The sequence below is a fragment of the Brucella tritici genome (assembly GCF_902825325.1).
Lineage (GTDB): Bacteria > Pseudomonadota > Alphaproteobacteria > Rhizobiales > Rhizobiaceae > Brucella.
Genome location: NZ_CADEAR010000018.1, coordinates 13064 through 36124, shown reverse-complemented (window position 1 = coordinate 36124; position 23061 = coordinate 13064). Strand labels below are relative to the sequence as shown.

Here is a 23061-nt window from a genome sequence, read left to right as displayed (position 1 = left end):
GCATACTGCTCTATGGCGCGGCAACCACTGTCCGTCAACGGTTGCGACCGAATTTCCTTGCGCAACGGGATGCGGCTTCCTAACTTTCAAACCAATTTGGGCCGTTGGAGTTGATTCCGGCCATTGTTGTGCAGGAGTACGCGATGAAAAAGATCACCCCGCAGGATGCACTCGTCTATATCATGATTACGACGTCTGCAGCCGATACCACCATGACCGATGCCGAACTGGAATCCATCGGCAATGTGGTGACGCGCCTGCCGGTTTTCCGTGGTTTCGATACTGGGCGTCTGCCGCAGCTTGCCAATGATTGCTATGCGTTGCTGGCGTACGAAGACGGCCTTGAGAAAATTCTCGACCTCGCTCATGAAGCGTTGCCGGAACGCCTCTACGATACGGCCTATGCGCTGGCTGTCGAGGTGGCCGCCGCCGATCTGCATGTGGAGCAGGAGGAGCTGGAGTTCCTCCAGATGTTGCGTGACCGCTGGACGCTCGATGAGCTGACCGTTGCCGCCATCGAACGCAGCGCCCGCGTGCGGTTCCGTAAGCTTGATCCTGTCGTTTAGAGCGCGTTGTTTCAGAGCGAGAAATGCAAAACGGGCGGAAAATCCGCCCGTTTCCTTTATGGGGTTCAGGAAAATCAGCACACGACCGGGAGCCGTCGCGCCTTGCGCCGTTCCAGAGCGGCACGCATGATGCGGGCAGCTTCTGCAAATGTCGGCGTTTCCTTCCAGTGTTCGGCATGAATGATGCCGGTCGGGACGATATCCTTCAGCGCTTCCAGCGTGTGGCGCGGCACCATATCGGTGCAGTTCCACAGGCGACGAAAGACGACGCTGATCCGTGTAACCTTGCCGTTGACCTGAACGGACGGTTCGGTCGTTTCCAGAGCCCAATCTTCATAGGCATCGACCGCATCCTGGAATGCATGATGCAGATAGATCGGTGCGTGACCGTCATGAAGCGGGGGCAGCAAACTAGACATTTCTGTTTCCTCTCTTCCAATGTGGTTTAGCCTTAGAGCGCATCCCGAAAAGTGTGAAACGGTTCTCGGAACAAGATGCGCGAGTAACTAGGGGGCATTTGTTGCCTGGGAAATGAATTGGGGCGAACAAATGCATTTAAACAAGAGCCATGAATTGCTCTTCAGTGGTCTATGTGTGCCGTGTCGAAATGGAAGCTCACGAAATACGACAACACATAATTAACCATGATCTACGGAAGAAGGCCTGTTTGGCAAGAGGCGATTTTCTTTAAATAAGCTTTTATCGGAAAAATAATTCAAACGCATAGGTTGAAATACTGCAATAATAAGCTAGCAAATCATTGAAATCTTATTTTTACTTGACGGTTAAATATCCCGAAAAACGATGTTTTTTTCGATATTTATTGTTCGGGTGACAGGTTTTGATCCTGTCAAATTCGGATGACTGGTATAAAAAAGTCAGAGAATGAAAATGTGATTGCGGGGCAATGGATATGGCTCAACTGGTTCTGTCGCGTAGGGCTTTTCTGGCGGGATCGACCGCTTTGGCCGCTATCGCCATCTGGCCGCAACGGTCGAATGCGGCTGGTGAGGCGCAGAAAGGCGGGCGGCTGGTCGTGGCCGCAGATTCAGAACCACGTAATCTGAACCCGGCCATCGTTGCGTCCAATGGCGTTTTCTTCGTCGCAAGCAAGGTGATCGAGCCTCTGGCGGAAGCGTCTTTTGAAGGTGAAAATGGTCTCACGCCACGGCTTGCCACGAGCTGGGAAGGTTCGACCGACGGGCTGACGGCAACGTTCCACCTGCGCGAAGGCGTCAAATGGCATGACGGCAAGCCGTTTACATCGGCGGATGTGGCATTTTCGGCCATGGAAGTCTGGAAACCGCTGCAAAACCTGGGACGTGTTGTGTTCAAGGCGCTGGAGAAGGTTGATACGCCGGACGATCTTACCGCCATCTTCCATTTCTCCGAGCCGACGCCCTTCCAGCTTATCCGTAATGCCTTACCGGCATTGACCGCAGTGCTGCCGAAACACGTCTTTGCGGGCAGTGATATCATGGCCAATCCGGCCAATGAGAAGCTCGTCGGAACCGGTCCGTTCAAATATGCCGAGCACAAGACCGGAGAATATTACCGGCTGACACGGAACGATGATTATTGGGGCAAGGGTGAGCCTTATCTGGATGAGATCGTCTATCGCGTGTTACCGGACCGTGCCGCAGCCGCAGGCGCGCTGGAGGCCGAAGAAATCGATCTTACCGCTTTTTCCGCCGTGCCGCTCGCCGATCTGGACCGGATTTCGAAGGTTCCGGGCCTGACGGTGATTTCGAAAGGCTATGAAGCGCTGACCTATCAGCTTGTGGTGGAGATCAACCACCGCCGCAAGGAGCTGGCGGACCTGAAGGTTCGGCAGGCGATCGCTCATGCCATCGACCGCGATTTTGTAGTGAAGACGATTTTCCTCGGTTATGCCAAAACCTCGACCGGTCCTGTGCCGCGTTATGACAGCCAGTTTTATACCGATGACGTGCCGTCCTATCCGTTCGACGTCGCGAAGGCGAATGCGCTTCTGGACGAGGCTGGCTACAAGCGGGGCAAGGACGGCACGCGCTTCGCGCTCAAGCTTCTTCCTGCGCCCTATTTCAATGAAACGAAACAGTTCGGCGATTATCTGCGTCAGGCGCTTGCTGCTGTCGGCATCGATGCGCGCATCGTCAATAATGATTCCGCCGCGCACCAGAAGGCAGTTTACACCGATCATGACTTCGATCTGGCGATTGCACCGACGGTTTATCGCGGCGATCCGGCCATATCCACGACAATTCTGGTCGAAAGCGGTATCCCGGCAGGCGTGCCGTTTTCCAATCAGGGCGGCTACGCCAATGCTGAACTGGACGCGCTGATCGCCAAAGCCGCACGCGAAATTGATGAGAAAAAGCGCACGGCGCTCTATCATCAGTTCCAGCAGATGGTGGAGGCAGATTTGCCACTGATTAACGTGGCGGAATGGGGTTTCATCACCGTTGCCCGTGACCGCGTGAAGAATGTTTCCAACAATCCTCGCTGGGCTGTTTCCAACTGGGCGGATACGTGGCTGGAGCAGTGACGAACCTTTCCGATTGATTGTATCCTGTCATCGTGAAACAGATTCTGGCCCTTCTCCGCAAACGACTGCTCGGCAGCTTCATCGTGCTGCTGATTGTCATTGTCGGCTGCTTTTTCCTGGTAGAAAGCGCGCCGGGGGATGCCGTTGACGCCTATGCCGTGACATTCGGCGGCGATGCGGCAACGATTGCCGAAATGCGCGCGCGCTGGGGGTTGGATCAATCGGTCTGGCATCGGCTCGGGGCCTATCTGGCAGCCCTTGCGCAGGGTAATCTTGGCCGGTCCGTCAGTTTCAACCGGCCCATTCTCGATGTTATACTGGAACGCTTGCCCAACACACTTCTGCTGATGGGGGCGGCGACTGCCTTGTCTTTTGCCGTGGGCTCGCTTCTTGGCATCGTGGCAGGGGCGAAGCCCGGAAGCTTTCGCGACCGGTTTCTCTCCGTGGCATCGCTAATCCTCTATGCGATCCCCGGTTTCTGGCTGGCGCTCGTGCTGGTCATCCTGTTTTCGATCAGGCTGCGCTGGTTGCCGTCGAGCGGCATTGAAACAATCGCTTCCGGCAAGCATGGGCTGGCGCGGGCTGGCGACATTGCAGTTCATCTGGTGCTGCCGGTTGTTTCGCTGGCGGTGATCTATCTGGCACTTTACTTGCGGGTCATGCGCGCCGCCATGGCCGAGACATGGCGTATGGATTTCGTGCGCGCCTTGCGGGCGAGGGGTATTTCGCATTCGCGCATTGTCCTGCGCCACGTGGCGCGCAACGCCTTGCTGCCGCTCGTCACCGTGCTGGGCCTGCAGGCCGCATCCATGCTCGGCGGCAGCGTGGTGATCGAAAGCGTTTTCGCCGTGCCGGGTCTGGGGCGACTGGCGCAGGAGGCTGTCGCAAGCCGTGACACGCCGCTTCTGCTCGGCGTCATTCTGGTCAGCGCCATCATGGTGATCGTGGTCAATTTCCTTATCGACCTGATCTATCTCTGGCTTGATCCACGTATCGCGACCGGAGGCCGCGCGGTATGAACGGGGTGAAACGTTATTTCAGAACAGGCGAGGGTTTAGCAGGCGCAATCCTGCTGGCGCTGCTCGTACTGGCAGCACTTGCCGCCCCTCTCATCTTTCCCGCCGATCCTTTAAGCATTGTCTCAACGCCGTTGCTGCAACCCTTTGACAATAAAGATTTTATCTTCGGGACCGACCGGCTTGGACGCAATGTTCTGGCTGAACTTTTCTACGGCGCGCGCACATCGCTTGGCGTTGGGCTGGCCGCTGCCTTGGCCTCAATTATCCTCGGCAGCATCATCGGGACGCTGGCCGGTTTTGCGGGCGGTATCGTCGATGAAGTTCTGATGCGGATTACGGAAGCCTTCCAGACCGTGCCGGGCTTTCTGCTGGCGTTGGCGCTGGTCAGCATTGCCGGGCCGACACTGCCGGTGTTGATTGCCGCGATTGCGCTTTCAAGCTGGACGCAGGCTGCGCGCCTCACACGCGGACAGGTGCTCACAATCCGCGAAAGCGATTACGTGGCGTCGGCTCGTGTCATCGGCATGCATCCGATGGAAATCGCTTTCCGCCAGATACTGCCCAACGCTCTGCCGCCGGTTTTGGCGCTGGTGCCGGTGGTCGTCGCTTCCGCCATATTGATCGAAGCGGCTCTGTCCTTTCTGGGGCTGGGTGATCCGAACCGCGTCACCTGGGGCGGCATGATTGCCGAGGGGCGCACGGTCCTGCGTTCGGCACCCTGGCTTTCGATCCTGCCGGGACTGGCGCTGGCATTGACTGTTGTGGGCGTCTATCTGGCGGGCGAAGGGCTGACGAACGCCTTGTCCCGGCGCGAGGTGCAATCATGACGGTGATCGTTCGGCTGGAACAGCTTTCCGTGCACTATGGCCGTGAAATGGCGCTGGAGACTATCGACCTCGATATCCGTCGCGGTGAAACACTGGCGATCATTGGCGAAAGCGGCTCGGGCAAAAGCACGCTGGCGCTGGCCTTGGCCTCGCTCCTGCCGGGCAATGCCCGCATTTCGGGCCGCATGGATTGGGCGGATGGCAAGCGGCGACCGGGACGCGACATCGGCTTCGTGTTTCAGGATCCTGCATCGAGCTTCGACCCGCTGATGACGGTTGGCGCGCAACTTGTCGAGACCATTCGCGCCCATGCGAAAATCGACAGGACGACGGCGAAAGCCAAAGCAGTCAGCCTCTTAAAGCGGGTCTACATTCCACAACCGGAGTTAAGTTTTTCGCGCTATCCACATCAGTTTTCCGGCGGCCAGAAACAGCGCATCGCGATTGCGCTCGCTATTGCCGCCGGTCCCCGCCTGCTGATTGCCGACGAGCCGACAAGCGCGCTCGACACCATCGTGCAGAAGGAGATTGTCTCGCTCTTGCGCGAACTGGTGCGTGCAGACGGGATGACGCTGATTTTCATCACTCATGACATCGCTTTGGCATCGGGACTGGCTGACCGCATCGCGGTTTTCCGGCGGGGTGTGCTGGTGGAACTTGGCCCCGCTCGAACGATCATTTCTGACCCACAAACAGAATATACGAAGGCGCTGATCGCTGCCGTGCCGGTGCTGGAGGCAGCCCATGAGACGTCCCATGGCTGATCCGCTTCTGAAAGCCGACAATCTCAGTTTGCGCTATGGCGACGCCCTTGCGCTCGATGGTGTCAGCCTCACGATCCAGCCGGGCGAGACATTGGCGCTGGTTGGCCCGTCCGGCAGTGGTAAGTCCACGTTGGCGCGGGCACTGCTGCGGCTTCATCTGCTTGAAAGCGGCACAATCCGCTTCGAAGGTAAGGACTGGCTGGCGCTCACAGGTGCCAATCTCCGCAAAGAGCGGGCGCGCATGCAGATGGTGTTTCAGGACCCGCTCTCGGCTTTCAATCCGCGTGCGAGCGTCTACGATCTCTTACGCGAGCCGCTGCGTATCCACGGGCTCAAGCGCGATGTTGCGAGCCTTCTGCAAACGGTCGGGCTTGATCCGGCGCTGGTGCGGCGCGGCGTCCACGAGATTTCCGGCGGGCAGCGCCAGCGTGTCGCGATTGCGCGGGCGCTTGCAACTGCTCCGTCGCTGATCGTGCTGGACGAGGCGGTCTCGGCGCTCGATGTCACCGTGCGCGGCGCCATTCTCAACCTGTTGCGGGATATACAGAAAGCCGATCAGACGGCTTATCTTTTCATCACCCATGATCTAGCGGTCGCGGCACAGATGGCGGACCGTATCGCCGTGATGGAGCGCGGGCAGATTGTTGAATGCCGCCCGACGCGTGAACTGATAACGGCACCGCAAGCGCCCGTCACTAGAGCGCTTATCGAAGCGGTGCCACGTCTCTCAGTTTAGAGCGGTTCCGGTTTAAATGGAATCGTCGGAACCGCTCTATCTATTTGTTTTCACGCATTATCCGACGCAAAACCGCTTCGCACTTTTGCTGGAAATGCTCTAGCTTTTGCCCAGTTCCACCGAACGCTTGCGGGCAGCTTCCACGGCTTCTGCCACAAGCGTCTTGAGGCGGTCACCGCCCATAAGAACTTCGAGCGCGGCAGCGGTGGTGCCGTTCGGGCTTGTCACTTGTTCGCGCAGCTTTGACGGCGTGTCCGTGCTGGCATCGGCCAGAGCGCCTGCACCCATCACGGTCTGCATGGCCAGAAGTGCGGCTGTTTCCTGCGGCAGACCGGCGGTCACACCGGCTTCGGTCAGGGATTCGATGAAGTGAAATACATAAGCCGGACCGGAACCCGAAACGGCGGTTACGACGTCCATAAGCGCTTCATCTTCCACACTGGCGACCTTGCCGGATGTCTCAAGCAGGCGCGCGACGAAGGCTTCGTTTTCATCGGTGACATTGGCGTTCTTGAACGTGACCAGCATGCCCTTGCCGATGGCGGCAGGCGTGTTCGGCATGCAGCGAAGAATGGCTGCATCGTGGCCAAGCTTGCTTTCAAAAAGGGCGACCGGAATACCGGCTGCAACGCTGACGAAAGTGGCAGAGGGTGCGAAGCGCTTATAGGCTGGCAGAACCTGTGCCATGACCTGTGGCTTTACAGCCACGAGAACCATGCGCGGCTTCAGATCGCCGGGGAGGGCTTCGGCATCGGCAAAGGCATGGACGCCAGCACCGGCGGCGCGATCACGAAGCGCTTCGGTCGGTTCCACGACATAAACGTCTTTCGCCTTGATGATACCGCTATCGAGCCAACCTTTCAGCATGGCGAAGCCCATATTGCCGCAACCGACCAGAATTACCGTGTCATGCATAGTGATTGTTCCACCTGTTTGATTCTCGGCGCACAACGTCTTGTACGCCTTTTCTCATTCCTTTCGGGATATAGACCTGCGCGATTGCAACCTGCAAGACGGTATGGCGAAAAGCACGATATTTGCCTGCGAAGTACTGCCTGGTTATTGCAGTACGGTTTACCGATTGCTCATAAGGTATCGACCATTATGCTTGCCATCTGAAATTCTGGACAGAGCAACGAAGCAGTTCCTGTTTGCGTTGCTGGAATAGGGAGACAATGGATCCGGCTTTGACGACAGGCGTTCCGCCATCAGAAGCTTTCGGACACGTCCGTATTATTATCGGCATGATCCTGGGCCTGTGCGTTTCACGCCTTTTGACAGGATTGGCGCGTTTCATCCAGCATCCCGGCAAGCAGAAAATCTATCCGGTCCATCTGGCATGGGTGGGCTTCATTCTGCTTTCCGTCATCCACTTCTGGTGGTTTGAATTCAGCTTGCGAACCATTCCGCTCTGGACCTTCGAGAAGTATCTGTTCGTTATCTTCTATGCTGGGCTTTATTTCCTGCTCAGCACGCTGCTTTTCCCCGACAGTATGGAAGAATATACCGGCTATCGCGATTATTTCATTTCACGGCGCAAGTGGTTCTTTGGCATTCTGGCGCTGGTCTATGTGGTCGATTTCATTGATACGCTGCTGAAAGGAGCCGATCATTACCGGCTTTACGGCATCGAATACCCCATTCAGGTCGCTTGTTTCATCCTGTTCAGTCTGATCGCGGTGTTCTGGGGTAACCGGCGTTATCATGCGGTTTTTGCCGCCGTTGCGCTGATTTACCAGATCACCTTCACACTGCGCCACTTCGCGACGCTGAGCTAACGTTTTTCTGCATTGCGCCGGGTTTCCGCATCCACGATTACGCGGAACTGGCGCAGTAGCGGGTGGCGTGCCGTCTGCTTGACGCCGTAATCGAGATTGAACGCATAATCGAAATCCGGCGGATTGAGCCCGATATTGTGCTGCATCATGGTTTCAAGCTTGTCGAAGCCCTTGGCAAAGATAGCTTCCGCCGATTTGCCTTCGCTGTAATCCGTCCAAAGCTCCATGATTTCGGTGCTGAGATCGTCCGGCAGCGGCGCGCATAGCGTCATGAGGTCGGCTTTTTCGCGCTCGGCTCGCCCATCATCGGCGGATTGATGGATGGCAGGCACATCGCCGGAAATCGCTTCGCCCAGATCGTGGACGATGCACATCTTGATGAGTTTCAGCCGGTCGCAATCGCCCAGCTCCCGGTCGAACAGCGTCACCAGCAGGCATAGCCGCCAGCTATGTTCGGCTGTGCTTTCCGGTCGGCCCTGTGAGGTATGGCCGGAACGCAAAGTGCTTTTCAGCCGTTCTGCATGTTGGATAAACTGGATTATACCGCCAAGTCGGGCTGGATCGATCGGGTATTCCGTTTCCGCGCTCATGGCTGTCTCCTGATTTATCTGTATGAATCAATACATATAATTGCAATTTTAACGGTTTATTTGCCATGATGAATATTAATCTGGATCAATAGCCACGGGTGAAAAGCGGGACGGAGCGATGGTGAAACGGGACGGAGAGAGGAGACGTGCGGCTGTGCGCCCACTTCTGGCCTATGCGCCGGAATTCCTTGAGCCTGTGCCATCCGTCCGTGCGACCGGAAACAATGACGAAGACCGCGAACATCAAAGGCGCCGCGAGGAATTGCTCCGCCGCAAACAGGATTTGTTAGACGCCGAAGAGAGCGAGCGGGTCGATCCGAAGGCGGATATGCAGGGCCGGATGAATGCCGTGCGGGAGGCGTTGCAAGCCAATCTTGACGGTGCCCCGATCAAGGAACCGTCCGCGTCGGAATCACCTGCATCAGCCACCGTCCCGGAACCTGAACAGCCGGTACAATTGCCTCGCCGCAGGCGTCGCTGGGGACTTCTGGCCGGTTTCACCATGCTGGGCGGAATTATCGGAACCACATATGCTGTTCTGGAACCGCCCCAATATGGCGCGACGGCATCGTTGCAGGTTTTCCCGCCTGAACGGCGCAGCGAAATTGCCTCGAATGTTGTTCTTGAGCGCGCCGCACAGATGGCGCGCATTGAACGTGCGGCCGATCTCGGCGCGCCTTCATTTCTGGAGGAATTGCGCTTTCGCCTGACCCGATTGCTGCCCGAAGATCAGCAGTCTCCAGCAGTGGCTGGACATAAAAAGCTATCGGGGGTGCAATTGCTGCGCCAGCGCCTTGATTTCACACAGGCGCTTGACAGTGGCACGGTCAATGTAGAGGCCAGGGCTGACAGGCCGGAAACGGCAGCGCTTTTGGCCAATGCCGTTGCACAGGCGTTTCGCGATCATCTGCAGGGCGGCAGAGAGTTGAACGAGGTAGAGGGTGATCTTCCGGCGCGTCTGCAAAGTCTGGAGGCCGATGCAGAAGCGGCGCAGCAAGCGGCAGCGGCTTTTCGCGTCAGCCGGGATTTTGGCAATGACGACAACAAGGCCGCACTTCAACGCGAGTTCGCCGACAGCAAGGCCGAGACAGCGCGTATTGCAGCGGAGGCCAACAGCCTGACCGGGGCGACCGCCGAGAGCCTCGCAGGTAAGGGCGTGCCCGAATCCATGCGTTCTGGAGCACTGGGCGCACTGGTTGAGCGGTATCGCGCCGCAGGGCAGGGGGCTGAAGCGAGCCAGATCGAAACGGAAATCGACAAGGAGATTTCCAGCCAGCGTAGCGTGTTACAGGCCGATCTTAAGAATGCGGTCGAACGCGAGCAAAAGGCAGCGGCTGCCATTGCCGGTTTCGGCTCGACGCCCGCAACAGATGAAGACAAAGCCCGGCTGCAGATGCTGGAACGAGATGCGGCGGCAAAGCAGGCACTCTTTGAAGATTTGCAGATGCGTGCGGCAAGGGGCGAGCCTGCCTCGGCTGGGTCCGCTGCGACAGTGCGGATTGTTACGCCAGCCATGGCAGAACCGAACCCGCGCACTCTCTCCCCGCAAGGGGTTGTCGCCCTTGGGTTGCTGGCCGGGTTTTTGCTTGGTCTTCTTTCGATGATGCTGGCCGGTCGCAAGCCCCGGTCGTCGGTCAGGAATGAAGCTGAGCCGGACGAGGTTCTGGAACCCTACGGCGAAACCCGGCTTGCTGCCGTTATCCGCGAAGCCAATGCGCGCTGGGAAGCCGAGAATGAAGGCGCCAACCGCACCACGGAAAACGCCGCCCTCGGTCGTGCCATCGATGATGTGCGTTCATCCCGTATCACGAGACCCTGACTGGTTCTCTCAGGACTTTGCGTTCTGAAACTTCATAAAATCCTGCATTGTCGCGCATTCGCCAATTGTCATCGGGCGTCATGACGCTTATGGGCATGTGTACGAAAAAGATGTCGTGTATCTCCCAGACACTTAAGCCCGATATCACAAAAGAACGGAGCGCTCGCTATGGCTCAATTGATTGATGGCAAGAAGCTCGCCGAGGATGTGGTTTCCACGGTGAAGACCGAAACCGAAAAGCTCGTGGCCGCGACCGGCATTGTGCCCGGCATCGCGGTGGTTATTGTCGGCGAAGACCCGGCAAGTCAGGTTTATGTCGCGTCCAAGAGCAAGAAGGCCAAGGAATGCGGTTTCCACTCGGTGCAGCACGATCTGCCGGAAACGGCGTCGGAGCAGGAGCTTCTCGACCTGATCGAGAGCCTGAACAACGATCCCGCCATTCACGGCATTCTGGTGCAATTGCCGCTGCCGAAGCACATTGACTCAGGCCGGGTGATCCAGACGATTTCGCCCGACAAGGATGTTGACGGCTTTCACTTCATCAATGTTGGCAAGCTTGGCACCGGCGAGGTCGAAACGGCTTTCGTTCCCTGCACGCCAGCGGGCGCGATGATCATGATCGAGCGCGTCCATGGACGTGATCTTTCGGGCCTTAATGCGGTGGTAATCGGGCGTTCCAACATTGTTGGCAAGCCGATGTTCAATCTGCTGCTCGCCGCCAACGCCACCGTTACGGTTGCGCATAGCCGCACGAAAGACCTGCCTGCGATTGCCCGCACGGCGGATATTCTGGTTGCTGCCGTTGGCCGTCCACAGATGGTCAAGGGCGATTGGGTCAAGCCCGGCGCGACAGTGATCGATGTCGGTATCAATCGCATTCCGGCTCCCGAACGGGGTGAAGGCAAGACACGATTGGTCGGCGATGTCGATTTTGCGGAAGCCGAAAAGGTCGCCGGAGCGATCACGCCGGTTCCGGGCGGCGTCGGTCCGATGACCATCGCCATGCTGATGGCAAACACGCTTACCTCGGCTTGCCGCACTGCTGGCGTGAAAAAGCCAGTTTTTTGACACATTTGAACTGCGCTTTTCGTGCAGTTTCTTTCCGGTTTTGATGATTTGAGAGGCAAAACAGCTGAAATCGCTGTTTTGCCTTAATTTCGTTCGGGCTATTTTCAGAACACCGAAGCGCCTTCGTCAGCCCGCCCGGCGATCTGGCGGAAAGCGCGGAACAATTCACGTCCCATGCCATGTTCGTTGCCGGAAAGATCAGGGCGATCTTCACCGCGATCATTCAGCAGCATCACATTGACGAGAACTTCCAGAGTGCCGTTCACGGCATCCAGACGAATGACATCGCCGTCGCGGATTTTTCCGATGACGCCACCATCAAGTGCTTCCGGCGTGACATGGATGGCGGACGGAACCTTGCCCGACGCGCCGGACAGGCGACCGTCGGTGACAAGGGCGACGCGCTGGCCGCGATCCTGCAGAATGCCCAGAACCGTCATCAGCTTGTGCAGCTCGGGCATGCCATTGGCTTTCGGGCCCTGATAGCGGACCACGGCGATGAAATCGCCCGTCAATTCACCAGCCTTGAACGCAGCCTGCATTTCTGCCTGATCGTTGAACACCCTGGCGGGTGCTTCAATGACCTGGCGCTCCGGCTTCACGGCGGAAACCTTGATGATCGCATTGCCGATATTGCCGGTCAGAACCTTGAGGCCGCCGGTCGGCTGGAACGGCGCATGGATCTTCGCCAGCACCTTGTCGTCGCCGCTTTTTTCCGGCACCGGCTCACGCACGACCGTGCCGTCGGCACCGAGCTTCGGCTCGATGGCGTAAGGACGCAGACCTTCGCCGAAGACAGTTCGGACATCCTCATGCAGGATGCCGCCATCGAGCAATTCGCGGATCAGGAAACCCATGCCGCCAGCGGCATGGAAATGGTTCACATCGGCAAGGCCGTTCGGATAGACGCGTGCCAGAAGCGGCACCACATCCGAAATCTCGGAAATATCGTGCCATGTCAGCTTGATACCGGCAGCCGCCGCCATGGCGATCAGGTGGATGGTATGGTTGGTCGAGCCGCCGGTCGCATTGAGACCAATGACGCCATTGACGAAGGAACGTTCGTCCAGCATTTCGCCGACCGGCGTATATTCATTGCCGCAGGCGGTGATCGCCAATGCGCGCTTGGCGGCTTCGCGGGTCAAGGCATCACGCAGTGGCGTGCCCGGATTGATAAAGGATGCACCCGGCAGATGCAGGCCCATGATTTCCATCAGCATCTGGTTGGAATTGGCCGTGCCGTAGAAGGTGCAGGTGCCGGGACCATGATAGGACTTCGATTCCGATTCCAGAAGCTCGGCACGTCCGACCTTGCCTTCGGCATAGAGCTGACGGGTCTTGGCTTTTTCGTCGTTCGGCAGGCCGCTGGTCATCGGCCCGGCAGGCACGAACACTGCGGGCAGGTGGCCGAAGGTCAGCGCACCAATGATAAGACCGGGAACGATCTTGTCGCAGACGCCGAGATAGACGGCTGCATCGAACATGTCGTGCGACAGGCCGACGGCGGTTGCCATCGCGATCACCTCGCGGGAGAACAGCGACAGTTCCATGCCCGCGAACCCTTGAGTGACGCCGTCGCACATGGCAGGCACACCGCCTGCAACCTGCGCCACGCCACCCGCTTCGCGCGCAGCCTGCTTGATAAGTTGCGGGAAGGTTTCGAAGGGCTGATGCGCCGACAGCATGTCGTTATAGGCGGTGATGATGCCGAGGTTTGGAATCTCGTCGCCGATCAGCGCCGCCTTGTCGTGCGGGCCGCAGGCGGCGAAACCATGCGCGAGATTGGCACAGCCCAGAACGGCGCGCTTTGGCTTGCTGGATGAAGCCTCGCGCACACGGCCAAGATAGGCTTCGCGTGTCGGCTTGGACCGCTCGCGAATGCGCGCGGTGATTTCCTGAATGCGTTTATGGGCCGTCTCGGTGGGCATGGGTATCACCTGTGCCAATCTGGCTTGAATCGAATTTAACTTGTCCAGTAGAGCTGGATCGGTGTGCGCGCATGGTGGAAGACAGCCCGCACGGGCATTTCATTCTCGTCATCGCCGGAAAGCGCCTTTTCCAGCGTTGCCTGCTTGGCAGCGCCTTCGATATGCAGAACCAGCATGTCGGCCTCGGCAATAATGGGAAGGGTCAGGGTCAGGCGTTTTTCGCCAGCGCCCTCGGCATGGATAGGCAGCACAAGCGCCCTTGTTTCCGGGTTGATCGCCTGATCCAGCCGGTCGGCACCAGGAAAGAAGGAGGCAGTATGACCGTCATTGCCCATGCCAAGCACCACCACGTCGAAAGGACGACGCAATGCATCGATGCGGCTGGCGGCAGCAAGCGCCGCCGTTTCGACCGTCGCCGCCGGATTGTACAGGCCGACGAACCTGGCCACGCCCGCATGATCGCGCAAAAGATGCTCACGCACCAGCTTTTCGTTGGAACGGTCGCTTTCGACGGGTACGAAACGCTCGTCAACGAGGGTGATCGTGACGAGGTTCCAGTCGATCATCTTGCGTGATAGCACCTCGAACAGTCTCAACGGCGTGGTGCCGCCGGAGACGGCCAGTGTGGCCTGCCCCCGCTCAGCGATTGCGGCTGCCAGCTTGATTGCAATTGCCTCAGAAAGCGATTGCGCCAGTTCCGTTCCGCTGGTGAAGTCGTGACGTTCGATGTTCATTCCATTCCTTTCCAAAGCAGAAACTAGAGCGGTTCCAATCGGATAAAATCGTGAAGCCGCTCTATCTCTTTGTTTTTCGCATTATCCTACGCAAAACCGCTGCGCACTTTTGCTGGAAATGCTTAGAGCGCGTTTCGATCTGATTGGATCAGATCGGCGCTCTATCTCTTTGTTTTGACACGCATCTTTTCCGAAAACCGTTTCACACTTTTCGGGATGCGCTCTAGAGGCTTTCGTGCCATGTACGCCCGTCACGCTCGATAAGCGCGATGGAGGACGATGGGCCCCATGTTCCTGCTGTGTAGCCCTGTACAGGCTGGCTGTTCAATTCCCATCCCTGAAGGATCGGATCGACCCAGCGCCATGCCGCTTCGACTTCGTCGCGGCGCATGAAGAGGGTCTGGTTGCCGCGAACGACATCCATGATGAGACGTTCATAGGCATCCGGATTGCGTTCGCTGAAAGACTGGGCAAAGCTCATATCCAGCGGCACGTGGCGCAGGCGCATGCCGCCAGGACCCGGATCCTTGATCATCAGCCACTGCTTCACGCCTTCATCCGGCTGGAGACGAATGACGAGCTGGTTGGCCATCACCTTGCCAGCGCTTTCACCGAAGATGGAATGCGGGATCGGCTTGAAGGTAACGACGATTTCCGAAACGCGCGTGGCAAGCCGCTTGCCGGTGCGCAGATAGAAAGGCACGCCAGCCCAGCGCCAGTTGGCAATTTCAGCCTTCAGCGCCACAAAGGTTTCGGTATTGCTGGTCTCGCTTTCCAGATCTTCCAGATAGCCGCGCACCGGACCGCCTGCCGAAGCACCGGCGCGATACTGTCCGCCCACCGTCATATCTTCGACGTTAAGGTTGGTAATCGGCTTCAACGAGCGCAGAACCTTGACCTTTTCATCATGGACGGCATCGGCTTCAATCGATGAAGGGGGCTCCATCGCAACGAGGCAGAGAAGCTGGAGAATGTGGTTCTGCACCATGTCGCGTAACGCGCCTGCCTTGTCGTAGTAGCCAGCGCGGCCTTCCAGGCCAACGGCTTCGGCAACGGTGATCTGCACATGGTCGATATGGGCGGAGTTCCACAGCGGCTCATAGAGCGCATTGGCAAAGCGCAGCGCCATCAGGTTCTGCACGGTTTCCTTGCCGAGATAGTGGTCGATGCGGAAGATCTGGTCTTCGCGGAAAACGCTGCCCAGCGTATCATTGAGCGCCATAGCGGATTCCAGATCGCGACCGATCGGCTTTTCCACGATGATGCGCGTATCACGGGTAATCAGGCTGTGCGCCTTCAGGCGCGTGGCGATATCGCCGAAGAGCGTCGGGCTGACGGCGAGATAGAAGGCGCGAATCTTTTCCGGCTTCTTGCCAATCAAGGTCTTGAGCGCATCCCAGCCCTCTTCCGACTTGGCATCGACAGCCACATAGCTGAGGCGGGCGAGAAATTTTTCGACTTCCTTCTCGTCGACTTCTTCGGCCTTCACATGCTCATGGATGGCATTGCGGGCGAACTGCCGATATTCGTCATCGGTCATGGCGCTGCGCGATGCGCCGATGATGCGCGTCGGGTCGGTGAGCTGGCCTGCGCGCTGGCGCTGATACAGTGCCGGGATGAGCTTGCGTTCGGCAAGATCGCCGGAACCACCGAACACGATGCAGTCGAAAGGCTCTACCGGAATTGTCTGGCTGGTCATCTATCGCTCTCTTCTCTTCTAGTGGTCTGATTCCGACAATTGCATTCCTCTGATACAGGCGCCGAGCAAATGTCGGAATTGCAAAGACCACTAGTGACTTTATGTATTTAGTGGATTTTTCGAATTTGACGTTTGAATCAGCATCTCATTCAGGCGGAGTGCAAACGTCAAATTCAATCCACTAGCGCAAATCAGTCTGCCTGCGGGCAGCATGCGATTTTCAAGCTGCCCTTGTCTATTATCTAATCGATTTAAATTCAACAGTCGCAATGCCGCAATCGCACGAAATTGAAGGCGCCCTGCCATAATTGACGGATTAACGGGTTGTGCATACATGACATGTTCATTTTGGTTCAGGCTCTTTACGCCATATTGAAACCAATAATCTGGATACAAGTGATTGCACTTTACGGGAAATGCTCAAAAGGAGAATGACATGAAGAGGCTGCAGGATAAGGTCGCAATCATTACCGGTGCCGGTTCGGGCTTCGGTTCAGGCATGGCGCGCCGATTTGCAGCCGAAGGTGCAAAGGTCATTCTCGCTGATGTGAACGTAAAACGTGTCGAGGATGAACTTGCCGATATTGGCAAGAACGCCCTTTCCGTGCAGGCGGATGTTTCTCGCAAGGATGATATGGAGCGAGTGGCGCGCACGGCCTTCGAAGCGTTCGGCCGCATTGACATCATGGTCAACAATGCCGGTTTCACGCATCGCAACATGCCGCTGACGGAAGTGACGGAGGACAGTTTCGACCTGATCTCGTCCGTGAATATGAAAGCGCTTTATTATTCGACGCAGATCGTTGTGCCGATCATGGAGCATCAGGGCGGCGGCGTCATCATCAATACGGCTTCGGCAACCGCGCTGCGTCCGCGCAAGGGCCTCGTCTGGTACAGCGCGTCCAAGGGCTGGATCATCAGCGCGACCAAGGCGATGGCGCTGGAACTGGCAGACAAGAATATCCGTGTGAACTGCATCTGCCCGGCGGAAAGCGACGGCGAGGGGCTGAAACTGTTTTTGGAGGAGGATACGCCGGAGGCTCGCACGGCGCTGAAACGGACCATTCCGCTCGGCCGGTTTTCGACGCCGGAGGATGTGGCCGAAGCCGCGCTCTGGCTGGCCTCGGATGCCGCCTCCATGGTGACGGGGACGGCGCTCAATATCGACGGCGGCTATTCAATCTAGCTGTCGGATTCGGCAAGGAAGTCGTCAAAAATGGCTTCCAGCCGACTGTGTCGTTCAGCGGCCATCAGCTTTCCGGTTTCCGTCTTGAAGCCGGAGGCGAGGCCAAACAGTTTCGTGCGGAAATGATCGAGCGCAAAGCGCTTGTCATCCAGCGGGCGGTTTTCGGCGTGCGGGTCGCGCCAGTCGTAAAGCGCGCTGCCCATGCGGCCTGCAATGTAGAAACACCGCGCAGCACCAATGACGCCGATGGCATCTAGCCGGTCGGCATCCTGCAGAATCTTCGCTTCTGTCGTGACGGGCTCGATATTGGCCGAAAAACTGTGTGCCTCGATGGCATGGGCGACGAGGCCGATGCGAGCGTCATTCCAGCCGAGGTTCTGCAGCAAGGTTATTGCCTTTTCCGCCGCCAGTCGCGAAGCGCGGTTTCTGTCAGGCGAATTCTTCTCCACGCTCACGCAGTCGTGCAGCAGGGCCGCGGCGCAAAGAACTTCGGCATCGCCGCCTTCCTGGCGCTGGATCGCAGCAGCATTTTTCCAGACGCGGGCAAGGTGGGACAGGTCGTGCGACCCGTCCTCGCCATGTTCGAGCGCATGGGGCAGAAGGCTTTCGGCAAGCGTTGCGAAAGGCGCGAAGATATGTGCTGTCATCCTGGTTCTGCCGTGGGTTTTGGGATTCGGGGGATGACGGAAACTACGGGTTCTTGCGCAGGACGGTCCAGTTATAAAATGCGCCGAGAGCCATGATCAGGCATGTACCGAGGAATACGGACCGCATGCCGAAGTGACCGCCGACGAAACCGCCAGCAACGGGACCTGCAACTTGGCCCACATATTGAGCCGAGACGGAATAGCCGAGAATGCCGCCCGCCACGCGGTCGGGCACGTTGTGCCGGATGACGCTGGTGATGCAGGGCAGCAATCCGCCCAGCGCCAGCCCCATCAGAAAACGCAGGCCAATCAGTTGCCAGGCTTCCGTCACGAAAGCCTGCGGGATCAGAAGCAGCGCGGAGACTGACAGTGCCCCGATGATGACGCGCGTATGGCCGATGCGGTCGGCAAGGCGGCCGAGCCGCGATGACGACATGATGCTGCCGAGCGCGGCAGCAGCCATCACCACACCGGAGATGAGTGTCACTTTCGTCTGGTCGTCCATGAGCTGGATCACATAGACGGTGATGATCGGCTCGATCGACATATTGGCGAAAAGCAGCAGCATGCCCGTCACCAGCATGGCGATGACCGGTTTCCTGTCAGGGATGGCGGCCCAGATGGATTCCGCCTTCTGCTCCTTGGTCGGCTTCGGTGGCTTGCGCTCTTCGCGGATCAGGAATGTGGTGGCCAGAAAGGTGAGAAAGATCACGCCGCCCGCCAGCCAGAAGGTTGCGCGAATGCCGATCAGTGGCGGCAGTGCGCCGCCGAGCAAGGGGCCGGCCAGATTGCCTGCCATGATGCCAGCCGAGAGCGCTCCCAGCGCCCAGCCGGTCTTTTCCTTTGGCGTCTGAGTGGCGACGAGGATCATCGAGCCGGACGAATAGCCGCCCGCAATGCCCACGAACAGGCGCAGTGCCACCAGTTGCCAGACGCTCGTGACCATGCCGATCAGCGACATGGCGATGGCCATGCCGAGACTCGCGCGGATCAGCATCAGCTTGCGCCCGTATCGGTCGCCAAGCCTGCCCCACAGCGGTGCGACGAAGGCTGCGGCCAAAAAGGTCGCGCCGTAGGCGACGCCCGACCATTGCACGATTGCCGCATGATCGGTGACACCCAATTGTTCCACATAGAGCGGCAGGAAGGGGAGGAGCAGCGACATGGCAATGAGTGTCGTGAACGAGCCGATGAGGCAGATCAGCAGGTTCTGCTTCCAGTAGCGTTCGTGGTTTTCCTCAGTGGCCACATTTTCCTGGCGGGCTGTGGCGACGGTTTCGTCGCTTGCAGCGGCTTGGGCGGTGCTCATGTCATGTCTCGCGATTGCAATGTATTCCATTTTGGGATACCAAAACGGTATGCATGAATGCGCCTGTTGATCAGGCTTGTCAATTGCAGTGCGGGTGGAAAACCAAAACTCGAAGAGCCTTCACTCTTGGAGTTTTGGTCAAGCCCGTGCGGTGATTGAGCATTTTCAATGCGTGATGCGTTAGCATCTCAGCGCCTTGGTATAAGAGGAGAATGGTCGCCAATGTCACAGATGAGGCAGGTTGAAACGCAACTTCGCGACATGATCCTCGGTCTGGAACTGGGGCCGGGCGAACGTTTGACCGAGCGCTGGATCGAGGCGCAGTTTGAAGCCTCACGCACGCCGATCCGGGCAGCACTTTTGCGGCTGGAGGCGGAAGGGCTCATCTGCCGCGAAGGGCGCGGTTGGACCGTTTCGCCGATCAATCTCGGCGAAATCGAGCAGATTGGCGTCTATCGCGAAGCACTGGAAATTGCCGCGTTAAAGCTGACCTGCGCGCTTGAAGATCGCAGCGGCGTGGAGCTGATTTTAGCGATGCTGGATAGCTGCGATGCCGAAACCTCGCGCGAGGAATGGCACCGTATCGGCATGGATTTTCATATCGAGCTGGCGCGGCTGTCCGGTAACGAGTTTCTCAGCCGTGGCGTGCGCGATGCCATGCAGCGCCTCTCACGGGCGCGCTGGCTGGAAGTGCGCGACGAGGCCGCGCTCGCCCGCGCATGGGCCGAACATCGCGCCATTCTCGACGCGGTGCGCGATGGAAATGCCGATAGGGCGGTGGCGTTGATGAGCGCGCATCTGGACGGCAGCCGAAGCCGCCTCGTCAGCAATCTGCACGAGGACCGCCGCGGCCTCAAGGCGCGGGGCTTTGCCGTCATCAGCGCGTGACACGGTCACCGCCATTCGGGCAGCTTATGGCCGTCGCGTGAATAATATTGCGTGCGCCCGTCACTGATACCGATATCGCGCAGGAGGTATTCCGGCGAATGTTCGGTGATGACGGTATAAGTGCGTTTGCGCGAAAACAGGCGGGAGAATAGCGCGCTCCAGCCACTGTTTGTCGCATGGCTCATGGCGGGTGCTGTGGCGGTTGTGCAGGCAGAATCGAGGTTTTTCATGACCTTACCTATCGAATGAAGCGGCTGTGGGAGGCAGCTGCTCGTTAAACTGTGCCTATAGGTATGCGCCTGATAACCTTTGTTTTCCAATTGAACCTCGATTAGTATGCATAAGGAGGACTTATGCATCATGACGACAGCGCTTCCCCCTTTATCGGCCATTCGTGTTTTTGAATCCGCCGCCCGCCACGCAAGTTTCACCCGCGCTGCGGAGGAACTGGGCATGACGCAGGCTGCGGTCAGCTATCAGATCAAGATATTGGAGGAACGCGTCGGCGCGCCGCTTTTCCTGCGCTTGCCGCGACAGGTGGAACTGACCGAACTCGGCAAATGTCTTGCGCCCGCGATCACGGAAGCCTTCGAGACGATGCGCAATGCCTTTGCCAGCCTGCGGGAAGATGCGGAGGGCACACTGACGATCAGCGTTCTCGCGACTTTTGCCGCCAACTGGCTGGCACATAGGCTTGGCTCGTTCCAGATGCGGCATCCGTCGCTCGCGGTCAGGCTCGACACGTCCGACAGCGTGATCGATTTTGCGACAACCAACGTGGACATTGCGATCAGGAGCGGTTTCGGCAAATGGCAGGGGTTGGAAGCGCATCAGCTCATCAAGGCGAGTTTCACGCCCATGCTGAGCCCGGCTCTGGCCGCAACCATCGGCGGAGTGAAGGAACCTGCCGATTTGCTGCGGCTCAAGATCATCGATGCGAGCGACCCGTGGTGGAAAATCTGGTTCAAGGCGGCGGGGATTGAAAACCCGCAATTGCAGGGCAATACGCAGAGCCGGCTCGGAGCGCAGCATATTGAAGGGCGAGCGACGGTCGCGGGGCAGGGCGTGGGCATTCTTACGCCAGCTTTCCATCAGATAGAGATTGCCACCGGCCAGCTTATCCAGCCTTTCGACATCCTTGGCGATGATGGGCGATCCTATTGGCTTGTCTATCCCAAATCCCGTCGCAACACGCCCAAGGTCCGCGCATTCAGGGAATGGATATTGAGTGAACTCGACTGCGGATAGGTGGCTGCCAAGACAGGCTCAATCTTTCGATGCGGCGAGGAAAACCGCGTGCTGGGCGTCATATGCACGCTTGAAGGCAGGGCGGGCTTCGCCGCGCGCGACATAGGCTGCAAGGTTCGGGTAGCCGTTCAACATGCCTGAACTCTTCAACCTTCGCAGCACGGTCACCATCAGAAGATCACCGGCGCTGAACCCGCCCTCCAGCCAGTCATTATTGCCGAGACGAGCGGAAAGTGCGTCCAGTCTTTTGCGGATACGCGCTTCCACCATTGGCATGCGCTGCACATGCCAGCTTTCCTGCCGTTCCACGAAGCCGGCCGTTTCCCGCTCGACGATCACCGGTTCGATGGTGTTATGCGCGGCGAACATCCATGTGATGGCGCGTGCGCGACCATTGGCGTCATCCGGCAGAAGGCCGGGGTTCTGTTCCGCGATATGAAGCACGATCGCGCCGGATTCGAACAGCGCCAGATCACCCTCTTCATAGGTGGGGATCTGCCCGAAGGGTTGAAGATCGAGATGTGGGCTGGCTTTCATCGCCTCAAACGAGACGAGGCGCACATCATAGTCCCGCCCGGTCTCTTCAAGCGCCCATCGAACAGGCATGTCCCGCGCCATTCCCCGGCCGCGATCAGGCGAATTTTCAAATGCGGTGATGACGGGACGTACCGGACTGTTGTTGTTGGTGGACGCATTTTTCATAATGGCTCCTCCTCAATGTCACGTTCATTACCCCGGATGTAAACCGATGCCTCCCGGTTCCGGTCGCAGTCTTCTGCGGGCTTTTTCCAGCAAGCCCATCCAGAATAGCCGGGTTAAAAACCTTCCATAAAATAATACCGACTAGTTGGTATGTTGTCAACGTAAGTGGAACGTAAGGAAGGTAGAGGAGAGGAGAGGAAGAGGGGGGAAGGGTAGGGAGACAGGTTGTCGAGATCGGGCTCAGGAGAACAAGAAAGGAGCGGGGACGCTGAGAAAGGAGAGACGGATTGGGAAACGGAGGAAGAAGTGAGCGGAGCGAAGGAGGGGACATGAGAGGGACGCACAGATTGGTCTGACTTGGATTCATGCCCCTTTCGGGGGCGGCCAGATCGTATCGATCTCATGCCGACACTGAATCAGATGTTGACGACTTATGGAAGATGTATAGCCTTGCCGCATGAAAGGCGCGCCTGAGATGTTTCTCCCGGATACGCTGCGTTCTGCTGCTTGCCGCAGCGGTGGTGAATGGGGCTGGCAACCTGAAACGATACCTCTGGTGATCGATGAAGCCGAGAAATTGGGCCTTCTCAACGTTGGTGGGCAACTGCAATTCCTCATGCCGGAAGGTACCTGCGAATGTTATTGGGTAGAGGTAAATGCATTGATGGGCGAGCCATACGGCTTAACTTGGGCTGAGCGCGTCGCACTCTCCGCAACAGCCGCACGCCGGCAGATGGTTGATATCAGCCATCGCTACGACTTTATCGAAGAAGGGCGCAAAGCATTTGCCGACACTTTTGCGGCTTACGAAGCTACCGGTGGCAACGTCCGTGACCGCATGCGCTTTATTTGGTACTTACGAGCGGACCGCTCATAATCGCCCCGCTGGCTTTCATGGGAGGTGCGTTTCACGCGCTTTGGTCGGGTTCGGCAAGCGATAACTATGGAACCGACAGAACCAGCGGATGACGCACGAAAGCCGAAATATCGGGCATTCAAAATTTTTTTCTGCCGAATGTCACATAC

The 23061-nt window shown here is 57.9% G+C and carries 23 protein-coding genes; 13 read left to right on the top strand and 10 right to left on the bottom strand.

The window, feature by feature from the left end:
- Positions 1–143 precede the first annotated feature (143 nt).
- Complete coding sequence (locus HWX93_RS19465; RefSeq protein ID WP_061346917.1) at positions 144–566, top strand: tellurite resistance TerB family protein; 423 nt, start codon at positions 144–146, stop codon at positions 564–566.
- Positions 567–640: 74 nt separating this feature from the next.
- Here the strand turns inward: HWX93_RS19465 and HWX93_RS19460 are convergent, their stop codons facing one another.
- Positions 641–985, bottom strand: coding sequence for a hypothetical protein (locus tag HWX93_RS19460; RefSeq protein WP_109989564.1), 345 nt, complete (start codon positions 983–985; stop codon positions 641–643).
- A gap of 494 nt (positions 986–1479) precedes the next feature.
- Here HWX93_RS19460 and HWX93_RS19455 point away from each other — a divergent pair, with 494 nt between their 5' ends.
- From HWX93_RS19455 to HWX93_RS19435, 5 genes are read left to right on the top strand one after another with little or no spacing between them, the layout of a single operon-like run.
- Positions 1480–3093 (top strand): ABC transporter substrate-binding protein, encoded by a 1614-nt coding sequence (locus HWX93_RS19455; protein WP_176038401.1) that lies wholly within the window; start codon positions 1480–1482, stop codon positions 3091–3093.
- Positions 3094–3110: 17 nt separating this feature from the next.
- Positions 3111–4112 carry an ABC transporter permease gene (locus HWX93_RS19450; protein ID WP_176038400.1) on the top strand — a complete coding sequence of 334 codons (1002 nt, stop codon included), beginning with the start codon at positions 3111–3113 and terminating at the stop codon, positions 4110–4112.
- Positions 4109–4939: an ABC transporter permease gene (locus HWX93_RS19445; RefSeq protein WP_176038399.1), complete on the top strand. Its 831-nt coding sequence runs from the start codon at positions 4109–4111 to the stop codon at positions 4937–4939. Before HWX93_RS19450 ends, HWX93_RS19445 begins: the two co-directional genes overlap by 4 nt.
- Positions 4936–5703, top strand: coding sequence for an ABC transporter ATP-binding protein (locus tag HWX93_RS19440; RefSeq protein ID WP_176038398.1), 768 nt, complete (start codon positions 4936–4938; stop codon positions 5701–5703). The genes HWX93_RS19445 and HWX93_RS19440 overlap by 4 nt, the downstream gene beginning before the upstream one ends.
- Positions 5696–6439, top strand: coding sequence for an ABC transporter ATP-binding protein (locus HWX93_RS19435; RefSeq protein ID WP_176038397.1), 744 nt, complete (start codon positions 5696–5698; stop codon positions 6437–6439). Before HWX93_RS19440 ends, HWX93_RS19435 begins: the two co-directional genes overlap by 8 nt.
- Before the next feature lie 99 nt (positions 6440–6538).
- Here HWX93_RS19435 and proC read toward each other — a convergent pair whose 3' ends face one another.
- A complete protein-coding gene (gene proC, locus HWX93_RS19430) occupies positions 6539–7354 on the bottom strand; it encodes a pyrroline-5-carboxylate reductase (RefSeq protein ID WP_176038396.1) in 816 nt (271 codons plus the stop codon).
- Positions 7355–7614: 260 nt separating this feature from the next.
- Here proC and HWX93_RS19425 point away from each other — a divergent pair, with 260 nt between their 5' ends.
- Positions 7615–8217 (top strand): hypothetical protein, encoded by a 603-nt coding sequence (locus tag HWX93_RS19425; RefSeq protein WP_109989559.1) that lies wholly within the window; start codon positions 7615–7617, stop codon positions 8215–8217.
- On the opposite strand, the gene HWX93_RS19420 is transcribed toward HWX93_RS19425, so the two are convergent.
- Positions 8214–8807 (bottom strand): HD domain-containing protein, encoded by a 594-nt coding sequence (locus HWX93_RS19420; protein ID WP_176038395.1) that lies wholly within the window; start codon positions 8805–8807, stop codon positions 8214–8216. The genes HWX93_RS19425 and HWX93_RS19420 overlap by 4 nt on opposite strands.
- A 118-nt stretch (positions 8808–8925) precedes the next feature.
- Between HWX93_RS19420 and HWX93_RS19415 the strand changes: the two genes are divergently transcribed.
- Together HWX93_RS19415 and folD are read left to right on the top strand one after the other, a co-directional pair.
- A complete protein-coding gene (locus tag HWX93_RS19415; RefSeq protein ID WP_176038394.1) occupies positions 8926–10626 on the top strand; it encodes a GNVR domain-containing protein in 1701 nt (566 codons plus the stop codon).
- A 168-nt stretch (positions 10627–10794) separates the two neighbouring features.
- Positions 10795–11694, top strand: a complete 900-nt coding sequence (gene folD / locus HWX93_RS19410; protein ID WP_176038393.1) for a bifunctional methylenetetrahydrofolate dehydrogenase/methenyltetrahydrofolate cyclohydrolase FolD — start codon at positions 10795–10797, stop codon at positions 11692–11694.
- Between the two features lie 104 nt (positions 11695–11798).
- On the opposite strand, the gene edd is transcribed toward folD, so the two are convergent.
- The 3 genes from edd to zwf form a co-directional block, all read right to left on the bottom strand.
- On the bottom strand, positions 11799–13622 hold the full coding sequence (gene edd, locus HWX93_RS19405; protein ID WP_176038392.1) for a phosphogluconate dehydratase: 1824 nt from the start codon (positions 13620–13622) through the stop codon (positions 11799–11801).
- A gap of 35 nt (positions 13623–13657) precedes the next feature.
- The gene (gene pgl, locus HWX93_RS19400; RefSeq protein WP_176038391.1) at positions 13658–14356 is read right to left on the bottom strand and encodes a 6-phosphogluconolactonase; all 699 of its coding nucleotides are present in this window, start codon (positions 14354–14356) and stop codon (positions 13658–13660) included.
- A 223-nt stretch (positions 14357–14579) separates the two neighbouring features.
- On the bottom strand, positions 14580–16055 hold the full coding sequence (gene zwf, locus HWX93_RS19395; protein ID WP_176038390.1) for a glucose-6-phosphate dehydrogenase: 1476 nt from the start codon (positions 16053–16055) through the stop codon (positions 14580–14582).
- Positions 16056–16491: 436 nt separating this feature from the next.
- Between zwf and HWX93_RS19390 the strand changes: the two genes are divergently transcribed.
- On the top strand, positions 16492–17241 hold the full coding sequence (locus HWX93_RS19390; protein ID WP_176038389.1) for an SDR family oxidoreductase: 750 nt from the start codon (positions 16492–16494) through the stop codon (positions 17239–17241).
- On the opposite strand, the gene HWX93_RS19385 is transcribed toward HWX93_RS19390, so the two are convergent.
- Both HWX93_RS19385 and HWX93_RS19380 read right to left on the bottom strand, forming a co-directional pair.
- Positions 17238–17888, bottom strand: a complete 651-nt coding sequence (locus tag HWX93_RS19385; protein ID WP_176038388.1) for an HD domain-containing protein — start codon at positions 17886–17888, stop codon at positions 17238–17240. The two genes, HWX93_RS19390 and HWX93_RS19385, sit on opposite strands and share 4 nt — an antisense overlap.
- Positions 17889–17931: 43 nt before the next feature.
- Complete coding sequence (locus tag HWX93_RS19380) at positions 17932–19197, bottom strand: multidrug efflux MFS transporter (protein WP_109989550.1); 1266 nt, start codon at positions 19195–19197, stop codon at positions 17932–17934.
- A gap of 222 nt (positions 19198–19419) precedes the next feature.
- Here HWX93_RS19380 and HWX93_RS19375 point away from each other — a divergent pair, with 222 nt between their 5' ends.
- Complete coding sequence (locus tag HWX93_RS19375) at positions 19420–20085, top strand: GntR family transcriptional regulator (RefSeq protein ID WP_176038387.1); 666 nt, start codon at positions 19420–19422, stop codon at positions 20083–20085.
- A 5-nt stretch (positions 20086–20090) separates the two neighbouring features.
- Here HWX93_RS19375 and HWX93_RS19370 read toward each other — a convergent pair whose 3' ends face one another.
- Positions 20091–20315: a hypothetical protein gene (locus HWX93_RS19370; RefSeq protein WP_176038386.1), complete on the bottom strand. Its 225-nt coding sequence runs from the start codon at positions 20313–20315 to the stop codon at positions 20091–20093.
- A gap of 130 nt (positions 20316–20445) precedes the next feature.
- Here HWX93_RS19370 and gcvA point away from each other — a divergent pair, with 130 nt between their 5' ends.
- On the top strand, positions 20446–21333 hold the full coding sequence (gene gcvA / locus HWX93_RS19365) for a transcriptional regulator GcvA (RefSeq protein WP_176038385.1): 888 nt from the start codon (positions 20446–20448) through the stop codon (positions 21331–21333).
- Positions 21334–21351: 18 nt separating this feature from the next.
- Here the strand turns inward: gcvA and HWX93_RS19360 are convergent, their stop codons facing one another.
- A complete protein-coding gene (locus HWX93_RS19360; protein WP_176038384.1) occupies positions 21352–22035 on the bottom strand; it encodes a glutathione S-transferase family protein in 684 nt (227 codons plus the stop codon).
- A gap of 457 nt (positions 22036–22492) precedes the next feature.
- Between HWX93_RS19360 and HWX93_RS19355 the strand changes: the two genes are divergently transcribed.
- Positions 22493–22912: a hypothetical protein gene (locus HWX93_RS19355; protein ID WP_176038383.1), complete on the top strand. Its 420-nt coding sequence runs from the start codon at positions 22493–22495 to the stop codon at positions 22910–22912.
- Positions 22913–23061 lie beyond the last annotated feature (149 nt).

Coding starts and splice junctions, on each gene's coding strand:
- HWX93_RS19445 (WP_176038399.1), top strand. CDS start 4,109: ATGAACGGGGTGAAACGTTATTTCAGAACAGGCGAGGGTTTAGCAGGC.
- HWX93_RS19370 (WP_176038386.1), bottom strand. CDS start 20,315: ATGAAAAACCTCGATTCTGCCTGCACAACCGCCACAGCACCCGCCATG.
- gcvA (WP_176038385.1), top strand. CDS start 20,446: ATGACGACAGCGCTTCCCCCTTTATCGGCCATTCGTGTTTTTGAATCC.
- HWX93_RS19455 (WP_176038401.1), top strand. CDS start 1,480: ATGGCTCAACTGGTTCTGTCGCGTAGGGCTTTTCTGGCGGGATCGACC.
- HWX93_RS19385 (WP_176038388.1), bottom strand. CDS start 17,888: ATGACAGCACATATCTTCGCGCCTTTCGCAACGCTTGCCGAAAGCCTT.
- proC (WP_176038396.1), bottom strand. CDS start 7,354: ATGCATGACACGGTAATTCTGGTCGGTTGCGGCAATATGGGCTTCGCC.
- HWX93_RS19380 (WP_109989550.1), bottom strand. CDS start 19,197: ATGAGCACCGCCCAAGCCGCTGCAAGCGACGAAACCGTCGCCACAGCC.
- HWX93_RS19375 (WP_176038387.1), top strand. CDS start 19,420: ATGTCACAGATGAGGCAGGTTGAAACGCAACTTCGCGACATGATCCTC.
- HWX93_RS19465 (WP_061346917.1), top strand. CDS start 144: ATGAAAAAGATCACCCCGCAGGATGCACTCGTCTATATCATGATTACG.
- HWX93_RS19360 (WP_176038384.1), bottom strand. CDS start 22,035: ATGAAAAATGCGTCCACCAACAACAACAGTCCGGTACGTCCCGTCATC.
- zwf (WP_176038390.1), bottom strand. CDS start 16,055: ATGACCAGCCAGACAATTCCGGTAGAGCCTTTCGACTGCATCGTGTTC.
- HWX93_RS19415 (WP_176038394.1), top strand. CDS start 8,926: ATGGTGAAACGGGACGGAGAGAGGAGACGTGCGGCTGTGCGCCCACTT.
- edd (WP_176038392.1), bottom strand. CDS start 13,622: ATGCCCACCGAGACGGCCCATAAACGCATTCAGGAAATCACCGCGCGC.
- pgl (WP_176038391.1), bottom strand. CDS start 14,356: ATGAACATCGAACGTCACGACTTCACCAGCGGAACGGAACTGGCGCAA.
- folD (WP_176038393.1), top strand. CDS start 10,795: ATGGCTCAATTGATTGATGGCAAGAAGCTCGCCGAGGATGTGGTTTCC.
- HWX93_RS19425 (WP_109989559.1), top strand. CDS start 7,615: ATGGATCCGGCTTTGACGACAGGCGTTCCGCCATCAGAAGCTTTCGGA.
- HWX93_RS19435 (WP_176038397.1), top strand. CDS start 5,696: ATGGCTGATCCGCTTCTGAAAGCCGACAATCTCAGTTTGCGCTATGGC.
- HWX93_RS19390 (WP_176038389.1), top strand. CDS start 16,492: ATGAAGAGGCTGCAGGATAAGGTCGCAATCATTACCGGTGCCGGTTCG.
- HWX93_RS19460 (WP_109989564.1), bottom strand. CDS start 985: ATGTCTAGTTTGCTGCCCCCGCTTCATGACGGTCACGCACCGATCTAT.
- HWX93_RS19420 (WP_176038395.1), bottom strand. CDS start 8,807: ATGAGCGCGGAAACGGAATACCCGATCGATCCAGCCCGACTTGGCGGT.
- HWX93_RS19440 (WP_176038398.1), top strand. CDS start 4,936: ATGACGGTGATCGTTCGGCTGGAACAGCTTTCCGTGCACTATGGCCGT.
- HWX93_RS19355 (WP_176038383.1), top strand. CDS start 22,493: ATGAAAGGCGCGCCTGAGATGTTTCTCCCGGATACGCTGCGTTCTGCT.